Below are 14,102 nucleotides of genomic sequence, written 5' to 3'. Positions count from 1 at the left end.
GTGGAAATATGGGTCGTCTCGTGGCGTTTATTATTTTGCTGATTCCTGGAATCATGGCGGCGTATGGTATTAAGTTGATGCGCGATACTTTATTCAATAAATTGTTAGAGCCTTATCCGGCTCTTTGGCTTCAGTTTACGCTTGGTACTATTTTTGTCGTTCTCGGAATCGGATTTTTTGCAGGTTTCCTGTTAAATCGAGATCGAAAAAAAGGCAATGTATCAAAAAGATTCCAGAAATAAAAAAATGGCATCACCCAATAAAGGGTGATGCCATTTCAGATTTCAGAAAAAGTCTAATTAAAATGAGTACGACGAAAAGCCGCCTAGTTTAGGTGGTTTTTTCCATTTACTGGCGATACTGTCGGGATTGTGTGAAATACTGTCCGAATCGGATAGAATACTGTCGAAATCGAGTCAAATACTATCCAAAATCGAAAAATACTGTCCAATCCGAAATCTGATGATAGCTAGCAAAAAAATTCCCCTTAGCGATTCACTTCCAAAACAATGTGCAAAACTAAACGTGGAATATAAAAAAAATCTCTAAACTTTCAAGAACCGCATCAAAAATCCACTAGCGATTTTTCTTTTCTCTCTCTTTCGATTTGATTTCTATTCGCCAAGCCTGCCCATCTGCTTTTTTAGTTTATACGAAGCAAAGTAGAAATAATTTCATTTTCCAGACAAATCAAATACTGATGCCAATAAATGCAATGCGCTCATGCGGTTAGCGGCATCCGAAATATTTGGGATTACGGTGACTTCATCTGCTCCAAATCACTCTGTAAGATCTTTTACTTGCTCCGCAGTTCCACTCTACATATACGCTGACGATTAGGGTCCACTTTAGGAGGGCTCAGCGCTTGTTTGCGGAAAGCAGCCAACTGGGTGCAAAGAATCCCCATATGAAGTTGAAATGGCATCACCCAATAAAGGGTGATGCCATTTTTCTTTTAACACGATCTGGGTGATCTGTAATAATACCAATCATTTGAGGCTCTAGGAGACGTGTGAGCGACTCTGAGCCAAGAATGCCGTATAAGCGTACATTCTTATTTAATTTCAATATATCCGTCCATAAAGGTTTGCCAAGCAGCCGTTTATGAAGATGAATACTGTCCACCCAGTCCATTTCCTCAGAATAAGCAAGTTGCTTATTCTTCTTAATAATCCATGCCATTTCAGTAGACGGCATTAATTGCTTCATTTCTTGAAGCAATTGTGGATTAAATGAAGATAAATGGATGTCTTCCATTCCTTCTAACATAGCAGCAAGAACTTGAGGTCCTTTTGGGTTTTTCGCAAATGACCCTTTCAACTCTACATTCAGCGGGATTTTCTTTTTCTTCGCCCATTGAAATACTTCATAAGCTAGCGGGATTTGGTGCTGTTGAAATTTCCGCATCCATCTTCTGCCGACACGCAATTCTTTTATATCTTCATAATCAAGCGTATCAATGTCCTCATTAATACCGGTTAAACGCCTTAAATTATCATCATGATACACGACCACAACACCGTCTTTAGTAATTTGTACATCAAGTTCGATACCCACACCTAATTCACATGCTTTAGTAAAAGCATCCCATGTGTTTTCTAGTGCATATCCTGAAGCGCCTCGGTGTGCATACACTTTGACTTCAGACAATAAAATCATCCTCTTCCGTTTCTGAAATCCACTGAACCAGAAAAACGTCTAATCCTTTTGTTTTACTGACCCTTTTTCTTCAGTTTCACTACCATGTTATCATCTCTTATCCAAAACTAAAAGCAATGCCGGTTTGTTGATGGCGTATTTGGTTTTGACTTTCGGAGATATCCTTATGTAGAAGACTACATGGTAAGCTTCAAACAGCTTTGTTCTAAAAAAAAATCCAATGAGCGCTTTGCTCATCGGGTTGGTAATCTATGTTGATCTTTACTTGTATTACATGGACATCATTGTGGAAAATGCGATAAGAAGGCTGACACAATACACACCATAAAAATACAGACGGTCTACGACAGTTCCTTCGTCATTACCTAAAAAGTAGTCATCAATTTGCCTGATTAATTGCAATTGCGATCGCCTCTTTTCATATCACTGGATTTATCGATTCTCACATCAATCTAGTTCTCTATTTTATCGTTGTGAAAACTCTGTCTTATCCTTTTCCTTTTTTTCACCTTTTTTAAACCAAATCTTTAAATTAAAAATATCATTAAATTTCTGAAAAGTAAATTAATTTTAAGGGATTTCTCAGCTTTTCTATAAAAAAACCCCTTGCACCTTCTCATCGCTTTTCCAACGATAAAGAGGGTTCAAGGGGTTTTGTTAATGTGATTTTTCTCGATTTTCTCGATTTTCTACTTGCAAACTATCTGCCACCATGGCAATAAACTCCGAATTGGTTGGCTTGGATTCTAAATGCGCTACGCTGTAGCCAAAGATTTCGGAAATATGATCCACGGATTCATGACGAGTCCACGCTTGTTCGATGGCATGTCGAATAGATCGTTCAACTCTTGATGATGTTGTATCGAATTTAGTTGCGATGCCAGGATAAAGTTCTTTTGTAATTTTGTTCAAAAATTCGGGTTGTTCTAATACCAATGAGACTGCTTCTTTTAAATAACTATAACCTTTCAAATGAGGAGGAATGCCGATGTCTTTAACTATATTGGTAATAATATCTTCTTTAGTCGGTTTAACTTCAGGCTCATCTGGTTTATTGCCACGCTTATTCATAATGTGATTGATCTGCACTACTAAACGATCGGTCTCAAATGGTTTCATAATAAAGTAAGAAGCTCCGTAATCGGCAGCCTGACTCATAATTGATTCTTGCCCAAATGCTGAGAGCATAATAACGTCAATTCCCTGTAACTCATCATTTTCCTTTATCGCATCAAGCACGGCTATGCCGTCCAGATAAGGCATGATGATATCTAGCAATAAAATGTCGATTTTATCACTTTTCAACATTTCTATACAGGTTTTTCCGTTATAGGCAACATTTACAACTTCCATATTGGGTTGTAAATTTAAATAATCTTTCATCAGTCCGACCAATTCGCGATTATCATCTGCAATTGCGATTTTTATTTTTTCCATTGGACTCTCTCTCCTTGGTGACTGACTCTAGTAGGTATTTAAAATAGCTTCACTATTTTACTTCATCAATAGTTTACGATCTGCTGCTAAAGTAAGTAATTCTTTAGCGTGTTGTAAAGTCAAGTCAGTGATTTCGGCACCTGACAGCATTCGACTCATTTCTTCTGTTCGTTCGCTACCGTCAAGTTCAGTTACAGCGGTAGTTGTCCGCTGCTTGTCGACTTTCTTTTCAATAAACAAATGCTGATCAGCCATCGCCGCTACTTGAGGCAAATGGGAAATACACAATACTTGAGAGTCAACTGAAATGGCCGCAATTTTTTCTGCAATGGCTTGTGCCACACGGCCACTAACGCCTGTATCCACTTCATCAAAAATAATTGATGTAATCCCCTGATGTTTTGAAAAGATCGTTTTCAACGCCAACATCATACGTGACAGTTCTCCACCTGATGCCACTTTAGTTAACGGTTTTAACGGTTCACCAAGGTTTGTGGAAATATAAAACGTAATTGCATCATGTCCATTTCGATCAAATCTTGCATTCGGTAAAATATCGAAATTTACTTCAAACGAAGCTTTTGCCATATGCAGCTCTTTTAACTGCTCCATAATCGCTTTCCCTAAGCTTTTTGCAGCTTTTTTTCGCAAAATGGTTAATTCTTCCGCTTCAACACGCAAGTCTTCAGTCAGTTCTTTTAATTTTTCTTGATCTAACTGTAAACGTTGATCTCGGTTGACTAATTTATCCAACTCATCTGCCTGCTTTTCATGATACAGCAAAATATCTTCAACGGAAGTGCCATATTTTCTTTTTAGCGATTGAATAACAGCTAAGCGTTGTTCAATTTCGTTTAATCGGCTAGGGTCAAATTCCATATCATCTAAAATACGTTTTATTTCACTGCCAGTATCTTGTATCAAATAAAAAGCACTAGACAATGTTTCTGAAGACCCTGTAAACGTTTCGTCTACAGATGCTGCATGTTCTAATTCAGACATAGCAGAACCAATCCAGTCCAAACCTTTACTTTCACCTTGAATCGCTTCATGGGCAGCTGATATTGATTCGTAAATTTTGTTGAAATTTTGCAGTTTTTTACGTTCTAGTACGAGTTCTTCTTCTTCACCAATCACTAATTCAGCTGCTTCAATTTCTTGCAATTGAAATGTTAATAAATCGATTCGTTGAGCAATTTGTTGCTCATTTTCTGTGTAGGATGAAAACTCTCGCTTTAATTTCGTATATTTATCGAATGTATGGCTATAACTTTCTTTGGACTTTGCTAAAGATTTACCTGCAAATTGATCCAATAAGTATAAATGTTGTTTTTCATCCATCAATTCTTGCGTTTCATGTTGGCCATGAATATCAATTAAAGAAGCTCCAACTTCACGCAAAATCGATATTGTTACAAGTTTACCATTAATACGACAAACATTTTTGCCTTTATCGTTTAATTCTCTACGCAACAAAATATCGCCATCACTTTTTGTGATGCCGAATTCTTCTAGTTTGCGAAATACGGGATGCTGCTCGTCTTCCAAAGAGAATAATCCTTCGATTTCAGCTTTTTTTGCCCCATGTCGAATAAACTCTTGGCTTCCCCGTCCACCTGCTAAAAGATGAACGGCGTCGATGATGATGGATTTCCCCGCACCGGTTTCGCCTGTTAATACCGTTAATCCTTCAGCAAAACTAACGGTCAAAGCATCGATAATGGCAAAATTGCGTATATCTAATTCCCGAAGCATATACCGTTCACCTCTTCTTAAAGCATTTCAATTAAACGTTGTTTTAAAACTTCACGATGTTCGGTATCTCTGCATATGATTAAGCATGTATCATCTCCGCAAATTGTTCCGAGAATTTCTTCCCAATCCAAATGATCGATTAAAGAACCAATTGCGTGTGCATTACCTGGCAATGTCTTCATCACTAAAAAGTGGCTAGCTCCGTCAATGCTGACGAAAGCGTCTGTCAGTGCACGATGTAATTTTTGCATTGGATTAAAACGTTGATCCGCTGGCAAACTGTATTTATAACGGCCATCTTGTAATGGCACTTTTACTAAGTGTAATTCTTTTATATCTCGTGAAACTGTAGCTTGTGTTACTTCATAGCCAGCTGATTTTAATAATTCTACTAACTCATCTTGCGTTTCGATTTCGCGATTCGAAATTAAATCGCGTATTTTTATATGACGCTGTCCTTTGTTCATGGTGCTCCCCCTTGAGTGAATAATTATTCTATATACTTTATATCCTACAGCTTTTCCATGCATAAAACAAGAAAAGCTTACAGCTATACGTATCTAACTACATTTATTGACTGAGAAAACTCCGTGTTATATTTGTATTCCCGGTTAGTGATTAAAAAAAACACACTCCTTTCGGAATGTGTCTACAAGATTTCATGTGCTTGTTTAACCGTTTCATCAATCAATGCCTCTGAGACAGGGGCAACCTCATGACCTTCCATACTCGATTGAAGATGGAATAAAAATTCGATATTGCCTTCTCCACCAGTAATAGGCGAAAACGACATGTTTTTCACATGAAATCCAGATTCCACTGCAAATTTACCAACTTTAATCAATACATCACGATGTATTTTCGGATCGCGAATAATGCCTTTTTTACCTACATTCTCTCGCCCCGCTTCAAACTGCGGTTTAACGAGTGCGATAACATCGCTACCCGGAACGATAACTTGTTTTAAAACTGGGAAAATAATCCGCAATGAAATAAAAGAAACATCAATTGATGCGAATTCAGGTAATCCTTGCACAAAATCTTCTGGTTTAGAATGACGGAAGTTGACTCGCTCCATCACAGTGACGCGTTCATCTTGTCTGATTTTCCAAGCCAATTGGTTATAACCGACATCTAACGCGTAGCAATGCTTTGCACCATTTTGAAGGGCACAATCTGTAAAGCCGCCTGTAGAAGAGCCAATATCGAGCATTAATTTATCAGCGACCGACAAATCGAATTTCTCTAAAGCTTTTTCTAACTTTAAGCCACCTCGACTGACATACTTTAAATCGTTGCCTTTCATTTGCAAAGAAGCATCTTCTAGAATTTTTTCACCAGGTTTATTCATGCGTTCAGATCCCGAATAGATAATTCCAGCCATAATCGCTCGTTTTGCTTTTTCACGTGTTTCACAGATGCCCCGCTCAACTAGCAAGACATCTACACGTTCTTTTTTAGGTTTGTTCATAGAATAGTTGTACCTGCCTGCTTTTTGGATTGTGCTCGTTCTTTGATTACACGTACCACTTCATCACTGTTTAAATGAATTTCATCCATTAATTCAGCAACATCTCCGTGTTCGATAAAGTGATCTGGAATTCCGAGACGATCGATAACCGATCCACGATATTGTTGTTCTTGAGCAAACTCAAGAACTGCACTACCAAATCCACCTTGAAGCACTGCTTCTTCAATTGTTAGGATTGGAATATCACGTTTAAAGATCGTATGCAACATTTCTTCATCCATTGGTTTAATAAATCGTGCATTTACCACTTCAACAAAAATATCTTGTTGTGCCAATTGTTCTGCTGCTTTCATGGCCATAGGAATGGTTGTACCAAATGTTAAAATCACTGCATCTGTTCCTTTTCTTAGCACTTCCCATGAACCGATTGGTAAAGCTTGAAGCTCTTCATCCATTGGGACACCCAATCCGTTTCCTCTTGGGTAACGCAGTGCAATCGGACCGCCATTATAGTCAATTGCAGTTTTAACCATATGTTGTCCTTCGTTTTCGTCTTTTGGCATCATAATGACCATATTCGGTAAATGGCGCAAGAAAGCAATATCAAATACACCTTGGTGCGTTTCGCCATCCGCTCCGACAAGACCTGAACGATCAATACCGATAAAGACATTTAAATTTTGACGGCAAATGTCATGGACTACTTGATCATATGCTCGTTGTAAAAATGTCGAATAGATCGCTAGGAATGGTTTCATGTCTTGTGTTGCAAGCCCTGCTGCCATCGTAGTTGCGTGTTGTTCAGCAATCCCTACGTCATACATACGCTCTGGAAACTCAGAAGCAAACCCTTCTAATTTCGAACCAACTGGCATTGCCGGAGTAATCGCCACAATGCGTTCGTCAGTACGTGCTAGTTTTCGGACAGTTTCTGCTACTAAGCCGCTCCAAGAAGGTGCTTTTGATGATGATTTTACTAAATCGCCGGTTTCCATTTTATAAGGACCCGTGCCATGCCATGTGCCAATTGTATCTTGTTCTGCAGGTAAAAATCCTTTACCTTTTTTTGTAATGACATGTAATATAACAGGACCTTTTGTTTTCTTCGCATAACGTAAATTGTCTTCTAGTTCTTCCAAATCATGCCCGTCGATTGGCCCTAAATACGTAAAGCCCATTTCTTCGAAAAACATGCCTGATACGACCAAATACTTTAACGAATCTTTTACTCGTTCAGCTGTAGATGCTAAACGATCGCCAACTGCAGGAACTTTTTTCAATAGGTATTCCAAATCGTCTTTAACTTTATTGTATTTCCCAGCTGTCCGCATACGACCAAGCATGCTGTGCATCGCGCCGACATTTGGCGCAATTGACATTTCATTGTCATTTAGAATGACGGTCATATCCGTTTTTGTGTGGCCAATATGGTTTAATGCTTCAAAAGCCATACCACCCGTTAATGCGCCGTCACCAATAATTGGTATGACATAATTGCTGTCTTTTTTAATATCACGAGCTGCTGCCATACCCATTGCCGCTGATAATGAAGTTGAACTATGTCCAGTTTCCCAAACATCGTGATCACTTTCATTGCGTTTCGGAAAACCACATAGACCTTTAAATTGACGTAACGTGTCAAATTGGCTAGCTCTTCCCGTAAGAATTTTGTGAACGTACGATTGGTGTCCTACATCCCAAATAAATTTGTCTGATGGGCTGTCGAATACTTTGTGTAAAGCCAACGTCAATTCTACTACGCCGAGATTCGGACCAATATGTCCACCTGTTCTTGATAAATTTTCTATTAAAAACCGTCTTATATCTTCACTTAATACTTCAAGCTGTTTTGTGTTCAGCTCTTTTAAGAAAGATGGACCAGTAATCGAATGTAGATCCATTGCCATCACGCACCTTTTTTAAATTTTCCTTCGGACTGTCTGTACATATTATATCAATACTGAGCAATTGTACAAATCAGAGCCTTAAAAATCAGTTTTTTCTTTGCACAATTAAATGTGTGAGTTCCAATAGCAATGTTTTTTCGCCATTTAACTTATGAAGGGCATTTACAGCTTCAGAAGCATGAAAGTCTAGTTTTTCTTTTGCTTTTGGCAAAGTTAACAAACTCGGATATGTGCTTTTTTCACTCGATTCATCTTTACCAGCAGTTTTCCCAAGTTCTTGAGAAGTTCCAGTAACATCCAAAATATCGTCTTGAATTTGGAAAGCTAGTCCTAAATGCTGACCAAATTGGCTAAGTGCTACAATTTCTCCGTTTGTAGCTTGAGCTAAAATGCCACCAGCCAGAATGCTATATGTCAGTAAAGCACCGGTTTTTAAGCGATGAACTTGTTCTAACTCTTCAAGCTGTAATTGCTTTTCTTCGCCTTCAATATCTAGTACTTGGCCACCGACCATTCCTTCAGCGCCAGCAGAAACACTCATCAAATCAATTAAGCGGACTTTATCGTCGCTTGATACATGCTCAAGTCGCGCCACTACACCAAAGCTATACGTTAATAACGCATCGCCTGCAAGAATCGCAACAGCTTCGCCAAACACTTTATGATTAGTCGGCATGCCACGGCGTAAATCGTCATCATCCATACTTGGCAAGTCGTCGTGAATCAATGAATACGTGTGAATCATCTCAATTGCTGCTGCTACTTTTAGCGCATCGGGATGTTCTTCTCCAGTCATTTCATGAAGTACAGCTAATAGCAAAATTGGACGAATTCGTTTTCCACCTGCTTGCAATGAATAATGCATCGATTCTTTTAATGAATCCGGAATAGATAAAGAAAGAATTAATTGTGCCATTTCCTGTTGGATTAGCGGTTCGTAATGAGCACGGAATTGGGTTAAATTCATTTTGCATTCCCGTCCATTTCTATGTTAGCTGGCACTTCTTTGCCATCTTTCATCATAGTCACTAATTGACTTTCTGCATTTTGTAATTTATCGTGACAAACTTTTGAAAGTTCCATACCTTTTTGATAAAGCGTCAATGCTTGTTCGAGTGGCACATCCCCTTGTTCGAGTTGACGAACAATTTCTTCAAGTTGTTCCATTGCATCATTGAACATAATTTTCTTCTCAGTCATCGTTTCCGTCTCCTTTAGGTGTTGGATTTATTTCATTGACCGTTGCTTGAATCGTTCCGTCTTGCATGGCAAGCGTTAAACTGTCGCCCACTGTTACTTGTTCAACACTTTTGACGACACTTCCTTCAATATAAGGAATAGAATACCCACGGTCCATAATTTTTAAAGGACTGAGTGCATCTAATGTACGAATCGCCGAAGACAGCTGTCGTGAATGATTTTTTAGCAATTGCTCTATTTGAAAATCAAGTCTTCTCTCAAGTTCTGTTACATCCGAATCAGATTGTCGAATTTGCTGCAAAGGCATACGCGATTTCAAGCGCTGATCAAGCGACCGGTAATATTCTTTAGAACGGTTTAAATGCTGCAAAGATTCTCTTTGCAAAGAATCGGTAGCACGCTCGACCCGTTCAATAAAGGGCCGATAAAGCCGTTCTGGGTAGGCAAGTGGATAAGACGAAGTCAATCGGTTTAATGCTTGTTTTTGCTGACTCACAGCGCTTGAGACAGTTCGATACATTTGGCTTCGGTAACTTGAGATTCGCTCTAGCAGTTCTGTCTGGCTTGGTACCGCAAGTTCCGCAGCAGCAGTAGGCGTTGGCGCACGCAAATCGGACACAAAATCTGCAATCGTGGTATCGGTTTCATGACCGATTGCTGAAATAATTGGAATTTCTGAAGAAAAGATGGCACGTGCCACTGCTTCTTCGTTAAAAGCCCATAAATCTTCAATCGAACCGCCACCGCGGCCGACAATTAACACGTCGAACTGGTCTTTATTAGCCGCTTGAATCGATTGAACAATCGATTGAACTGCTCCAACACCTTGCACAAGTGTTGGGTACAATACAACATTCGCCAAAGGATAACGGCGATGTAGTGTAATGATTATATCGCGTACTGCTGCTCCTGTTTGAGCGGTCACTACGGCAATTCGTTTTGGAAAACGCGGCAAGTGCTTTTTATGAGTTGCATCAAATACGCCTTCTTTAGCTAACTTTTCTTTTAATTGTTCAAACGCTAAGTAATAATCTCCAATACCGTCAACTTGCATAGATTGCGCATACAGTTGATATTGACCAGATGCTTCATAAACCGTAACATCTCCGCGAATAAGCACCGTCATGCCGCTTTCGGGCTTAAACTTCACAGATTTTGCGCTTGCTGAAAACATAACACCAGGTAAACGCGCTGAATTATCTTTTAACGTGAAATAAATATGTCCACTGGTATGAATTTTAACATTGGATAACTCACCTTTAACATACACATCGCGAAGATGTGGATCGGCATCAAATTTCTTTTTTATGTATTTTGTTAAAGCTTTTACACTTAAGTACGGGTCGGACGACACATTTTCAACCCCTATCTGTGAATTTAAAAAGCTGTTTTTCGGATGAAAAACAGCCCCATTGCTATTTATTTTACATGCTTATTGTTGTTTTGTCTTTACAGACCCTTTTTCAGCCGATTGTAATGTATTCCCCATTAGCATCGCAATCGTCATAGGTCCTACGCCGCCAGGTACAGGGGTAACAAAACTAGCCGTTTCTTGAACATCTTGAAAGTCTACATCGCCACATAATTTGCCATTTTCGTCACGATTCATCCCGACATCAATAATAACTGCACCTGGTTTGATGAACGTGTGATCGATAAATTTGGCACGCCCAACAGCAGCTATTAAAATATCCGCTTGCTTTGTAAATTCAGCCAAATCTTTCGTTTTTGAATGGCAATACGTCACAGTTGCGTCTTTTTGAAGCAATAATTGACCGATTGGCTTGCCAACAATATTACTGCGGCCAATGACTACAGCGTGTTTACCAGCTGGGTCGATGTCGTAATGAGCGAGTAACTCCATAATGCCATGTGGTGTACATGGTAAAAAGGCTTCTTTGCCAATCATCATATTACCGACTGAAATTGGATGGAACCCATCTACATCTTTTTCAGGACTTATGGCTGAAATCACTTTAAACTCATCAATTTGTTTGGGTAACGGCAATTGAACAAGAATTCCATGTATATTGGAATCATTATTCAATTCATCTATTGTTGAAAGCAACTCTTGCTCAGTCATTGTATCCGGAAATTGATGCAAATCTGAACGCATGCCAAGTGCTTCGCATGTTTTTTTCTTGTTTTTTACATATGTAAGAGAGGCGGAGTTTTCTCCAACCAACACAACGGCAAGTCCTGGGATGATTCCTTGCTTCGCCAATTTTTCCACTCGTTGTTGTACTTGAATTTTAATTTTTTGGCTTACCGCTTTTCCATCAATCAATTTTGCAGTCATGTTTACTCCTCCAATTAATTTGCTGTTTCGTCTGTAAACTTCGATAAAACGCCGTTAACAAATCGGCTAGACTTGTCGTCTCCGAATGTTTTACACAATTCAATTGCTTCATTCATCACGACGCGTGCTGGTGCGTCTTCCATATATTCTAGTTCAAAGATTGCCATGCGAAGAATTGTACGCTCAATTTTAGGCAAACGTTCGATCGACCAGTTTTCAAGATGGCCAACCAATTTTTCATCAATTGTTGCCATATTTGTATAAGTGCCTTGAACCAATAGATCGTAAAAATTATCATTTTCTCCAGCCATCACATGATCCATTGCCTCATTGATGGTTAATTCAGTGCCTTCTAATTGAAATAAGGTCTGAAGCGCTTTTTCGCGTGCTTCGTGTCGTTTCATAAGTTATCCGGTCTCCTTTTCACAGCTAGTTACCCCTCATTATACAGGTATTCCGGTAGAACTTCCATGTTTGAAATGTTCGGTCAATAAGCCAAATGTCTCCAAAAGCCTCGTCTAACTATAGGAATATTTTGGGGTTTGCAAACAAAAACAAAGAGAAGGCTGCCCCGGAGCCTCTAAAAGGACTCCAGGACAGCCTTGCTGCCTATTCTGCTGTTTGGGTCTCGAAATGAATGCCCGTAATATGAACGTTTACTTCTTGCGTTTGAAGTGACGTCATATTTTCAAGCGTTTGACGAACCTGCTCTTGAATTTTTAAAGCGGTTTTAGGAATTGACACACCATAATTGATGACACAATACACATCAATCGCCAATCCTTCTTCCGACAATTCGGTTTTAATGCCTTTGCCGTGAACTTTTTTTCCTAAGCGTTCTACAACACCAGAAGCAAAGTTTCCACGCATACTAGCAACTCCTTCAATATCTGTCGCAGCAATACTTGCAATAATTTCTAATACTTCTGGAGCGACTTCTATATTACCTAAGTCTTGCGCTCCGTGTGATTTCATGCGTAAATAAGGTGCTGTTTTTTCTGCCATTTAAAAAGCTCCTCCTTAAGATCCCAAAACGTCGTATTTCTCGAGGAATTTCGTATTGAAATCTCCTGATTTAAATACTTCATGATCCATCAATTTTGAATGGAATGGAATCGTCGTAAACACGCCTTCAATAACAAACTCATTTAATGCGCGCTTCATTTTGGCTACTGCTTCTTCGCGTGTATCTGCAAATGTAATCAGTTTCGCTACCATCGAATCGTAATACGGTGGAATCGTGTAACCCGAATACATAGCAGAATCGATTCTCACACCCAAACCACCTGGAGGCAAGTACATTTCGACTTTACCTGCTGATGGCATGAAGTTTTTAGCTGGGTTTTCTGCATTAATACGGCATTCAATTGACCAGCCTTTGAATGTTACATCTTCTTGTTTATAAGCTAATGTCTCACCAGAAGCCACTTTTAATTGCTGTTGGATCAAATCTATTCCAGTAATCATTTCTGTTACAGGATGTTCCACTTGAATGCGTGTGTTCATTTCCATAAAGTAGAATTTTTGGTTGACGGCGTCAAAAATAAATTCCACAGTTCCTGCCCCGCGGTAGTTAACAGCTAACGCAGCTTTTACTGCAGCATCACCCATTTCTGCCCGCAACTCTGGTGACAATGCCGGTGAAGGTGCTTCCTCTACCAGCTTTTGCATACGACGCTGAATTGAACAATCACGCTCACCTAAATGAATCGCATTGCCATGAGAATCAGCAAGTACTTGGATTTCAATATGACGGAAATCTTCGATAAATTTCTCGATATAAACTCCAGGATTACCAAAAGCAGCTGCGGCTTCTTTTTGTGTCATTTTTAAACCCGTTACAAAATCCTCACGCGTACGCGCTACACGGATTCCTTTACCGCCACCGCCTGCTGTTGCTTTAATGATAACAGGGAAGCCGATTCCATCTGCAATACGTAAGCCGTCTTCTTCACTTGCTACGATACCAGTAGAACCTGGTACGACTGGAACGCCTGCTTTACGCATTGTTTCACGTGCCACGTCTTTAGTTCCCATACGCGAAATAGCATCTGCAGTTGGACCGATAAACATCATATCGCATGCTTCGCAAAGTTCAGCAAAACTCGCGTTTTCAGCTAAAAATCCGTAACCTGGATGGATGCCATCACAATTTGTCAATTTAGCAACTGACATGATATTAGAAAAATTTAAATAGCTGTCTTTCGATAACTTCGGACCGATACAATACGCTTCATCTGCAAGTTCTACATGAAGTGCTTCTTTATCAGCTTCTGAGTATACAGCAACCGTTTCGATATCCATTTCTTTACAAGCACGGATAATCCGAACTGCGATTTCTCCACGGTTTGCAATCAATACTTTTTTCATCGTT

General features: G+C 39.4%; 15 protein-coding genes. 1 reads left to right on the top strand and 14 read right to left on the bottom strand.

The window, feature by feature from the left end:
- Window positions 1–8 precede the first annotated feature (8 nt).
- Window positions 9–242, top strand: a complete 234-nt coding sequence (locus MLE13_RS05760; protein ID WP_008499061.1) for a DUF2627 domain-containing protein — start codon at window positions 9–11, stop codon at window positions 240–242.
- Between the two features lie 682 nt (window positions 243–924).
- Here the strand turns inward: MLE13_RS05760 and MLE13_RS05755 are convergent.
- The 14 genes from MLE13_RS05755 to accC all read right to left on the bottom strand — a co-directional run bounded on the left by MLE13_RS05755 (window position 925) and on the right by accC (window position 14,098).
- On the bottom strand, window positions 925–1,659 hold the full coding sequence (locus MLE13_RS05755; RefSeq protein ID WP_240748513.1) for a glycerophosphodiester phosphodiesterase: 735 nt from the start codon (window positions 1,657–1,659) through the stop codon (window positions 925–927).
- Window positions 1,660–1,929: 270 nt separating this feature from the next.
- Window positions 1,930–2,061 carry a hypothetical protein gene (locus MLE13_RS17980; protein WP_272941508.1) on the bottom strand — a complete coding sequence of 44 codons (132 nt, stop codon included), beginning with the start codon at window positions 2,059–2,061 and terminating at the stop codon, window positions 1,930–1,932.
- A 255-nt stretch (window positions 2,062–2,316) separates the two neighbouring features.
- On the bottom strand, window positions 2,317–3,096 hold the full coding sequence (gene spo0A / locus MLE13_RS05750; RefSeq protein WP_240748511.1) for a sporulation transcription factor Spo0A: 780 nt from the start codon (window positions 3,094–3,096) through the stop codon (window positions 2,317–2,319).
- A gap of 57 nt (window positions 3,097–3,153) precedes the next feature.
- Entirely contained in the window at window positions 3,154–4,851 is a 1,698-nt protein-coding gene (recN, locus tag MLE13_RS05745) for a DNA repair protein RecN (RefSeq protein WP_240748509.1), read from the bottom strand.
- Window positions 4,852–4,868: 17 nt separating this feature from the next.
- Window positions 4,869–5,318, bottom strand: coding sequence for a transcriptional regulator AhrC/ArgR (gene ahrC, locus MLE13_RS05740; RefSeq protein WP_008429983.1), 450 nt, complete (start codon window positions 5,316–5,318; stop codon window positions 4,869–4,871).
- A 182-nt stretch (window positions 5,319–5,500) separates the two neighbouring features.
- A complete protein-coding gene (locus tag MLE13_RS05735) occupies window positions 5,501–6,322 on the bottom strand; it encodes a TlyA family RNA methyltransferase (RefSeq protein WP_240748508.1) in 822 nt (273 codons plus the stop codon).
- Window positions 6,319–8,223 carry a 1-deoxy-D-xylulose-5-phosphate synthase gene (gene dxs / locus MLE13_RS05730; RefSeq protein WP_240748507.1) on the bottom strand — a complete coding sequence of 635 codons (1,905 nt, stop codon included), beginning with the start codon at window positions 8,221–8,223 and terminating at the stop codon, window positions 6,319–6,321. Before dxs ends, MLE13_RS05735 begins: the two co-directional genes overlap by 4 nt.
- 91 nt (window positions 8,224–8,314) lie before the next feature.
- Window positions 8,315–9,196: a polyprenyl synthetase family protein gene (locus MLE13_RS05725; protein WP_240748506.1), complete on the bottom strand. Its 882-nt coding sequence runs from the start codon at window positions 9,194–9,196 to the stop codon at window positions 8,315–8,317.
- On the bottom strand, window positions 9,193–9,429 hold the full coding sequence (gene xseB / locus MLE13_RS05720; RefSeq protein ID WP_008429975.1) for an exodeoxyribonuclease VII small subunit: 237 nt from the start codon (window positions 9,427–9,429) through the stop codon (window positions 9,193–9,195). Before xseB ends, MLE13_RS05725 begins: the two co-directional genes overlap by 4 nt.
- On the bottom strand, window positions 9,422–10,783 hold the full coding sequence (gene xseA, locus MLE13_RS05715) for an exodeoxyribonuclease VII large subunit (protein ID WP_240748504.1): 1,362 nt from the start codon (window positions 10,781–10,783) through the stop codon (window positions 9,422–9,424). The genes xseB and xseA overlap by 8 nt, the downstream gene beginning before the upstream one ends.
- Before the next feature lie 78 nt (window positions 10,784–10,861).
- Window positions 10,862–11,728, bottom strand: coding sequence for a bifunctional methylenetetrahydrofolate dehydrogenase/methenyltetrahydrofolate cyclohydrolase FolD (folD, locus tag MLE13_RS05710; RefSeq protein WP_240748502.1), 867 nt, complete (start codon window positions 11,726–11,728; stop codon window positions 10,862–10,864).
- Window positions 11,729–11,742: 14 nt separating this feature from the next.
- Complete coding sequence (gene nusB / locus MLE13_RS05705) at window positions 11,743–12,132, bottom strand: transcription antitermination factor NusB (protein ID WP_008499054.1); 390 nt, start codon at window positions 12,130–12,132, stop codon at window positions 11,743–11,745.
- 205 nt (window positions 12,133–12,337) lie between these two features.
- Window positions 12,338–12,733, bottom strand: coding sequence for an Asp23/Gls24 family envelope stress response protein (locus MLE13_RS05700; RefSeq protein ID WP_240748500.1), 396 nt, complete (start codon window positions 12,731–12,733; stop codon window positions 12,338–12,340).
- A 15-nt stretch (window positions 12,734–12,748) separates the two neighbouring features.
- Complete coding sequence (gene accC, locus MLE13_RS05695) at window positions 12,749–14,098, bottom strand: acetyl-CoA carboxylase biotin carboxylase subunit (RefSeq protein WP_240748663.1); 1,350 nt, start codon at window positions 14,096–14,098, stop codon at window positions 12,749–12,751.
- Between the last annotated feature and the right edge of the window lie 4 nt (window positions 14,099–14,102).

Origin of the sequence: Planococcus halocryophilus (genome assembly GCF_022489025.1) — a bacterium.
GTDB classification, from domain to species: domain Bacteria; phylum Bacillota; class Bacilli; order Bacillales_A; family Planococcaceae; genus Planococcus; species Planococcus halocryophilus_A.
The sequence above is the reverse complement of the archived record's forward strand: the minus strand, read 5'-3'. Positions and strand labels throughout refer to the sequence as shown.

Coding starts and splice junctions, on each gene's coding strand:
- MLE13_RS05760 (WP_008499061.1), top strand. CDS start 9: ATGGGTCGTCTCGTGGCGTTTATTATTTTGCTGATTCCTGGAATCATG.
- MLE13_RS05755 (WP_240748513.1), bottom strand. CDS start 1,659: ATGATTTTATTGTCTGAAGTCAAAGTGTATGCACACCGAGGCGCTTCA.
- spo0A (WP_240748511.1), bottom strand. CDS start 3,096: ATGGAAAAAATAAAAATCGCAATTGCAGATGATAATCGCGAATTGGTC.
- recN (WP_240748509.1), bottom strand. CDS start 4,851: ATGCTTCGGGAATTAGATATACGCAATTTTGCCATTATCGATGCTTTG.
- ahrC (WP_008429983.1), bottom strand. CDS start 5,318: ATGAACAAAGGACAGCGTCATATAAAAATACGCGATTTAATTTCGAAT.
- MLE13_RS05735 (WP_240748508.1), bottom strand. CDS start 6,322: ATGAACAAACCTAAAAAAGAACGTGTAGATGTCTTGCTAGTTGAGCGG.
- dxs (WP_240748507.1), bottom strand. CDS start 8,223: ATGGATCTACATTCGATTACTGGTCCATCTTTCTTAAAAGAGCTGAAC.
- MLE13_RS05725 (WP_240748506.1), bottom strand. CDS start 9,196: ATGAATTTAACCCAATTCCGTGCTCATTACGAACCGCTAATCCAACAG.
- xseB (WP_008429975.1), bottom strand. CDS start 9,429: ATGACTGAGAAGAAAATTATGTTCAATGATGCAATGGAACAACTTGAA.
- folD (WP_240748502.1), bottom strand. CDS start 11,728: ATGACTGCAAAATTGATTGATGGAAAAGCGGTAAGCCAAAAAATTAAA.
- nusB (WP_008499054.1), bottom strand. CDS start 12,132: ATGAAACGACACGAAGCACGCGAAAAAGCGCTTCAGACCTTATTTCAA.
- MLE13_RS05700 (WP_240748500.1), bottom strand. CDS start 12,733: ATGGCAGAAAAAACAGCACCTTATTTACGCATGAAATCACACGGAGCG.
- accC (WP_240748663.1), bottom strand. CDS start 14,098: ATGAAAAAAGTATTGATTGCAAACCGTGGAGAAATCGCAGTTCGGATT.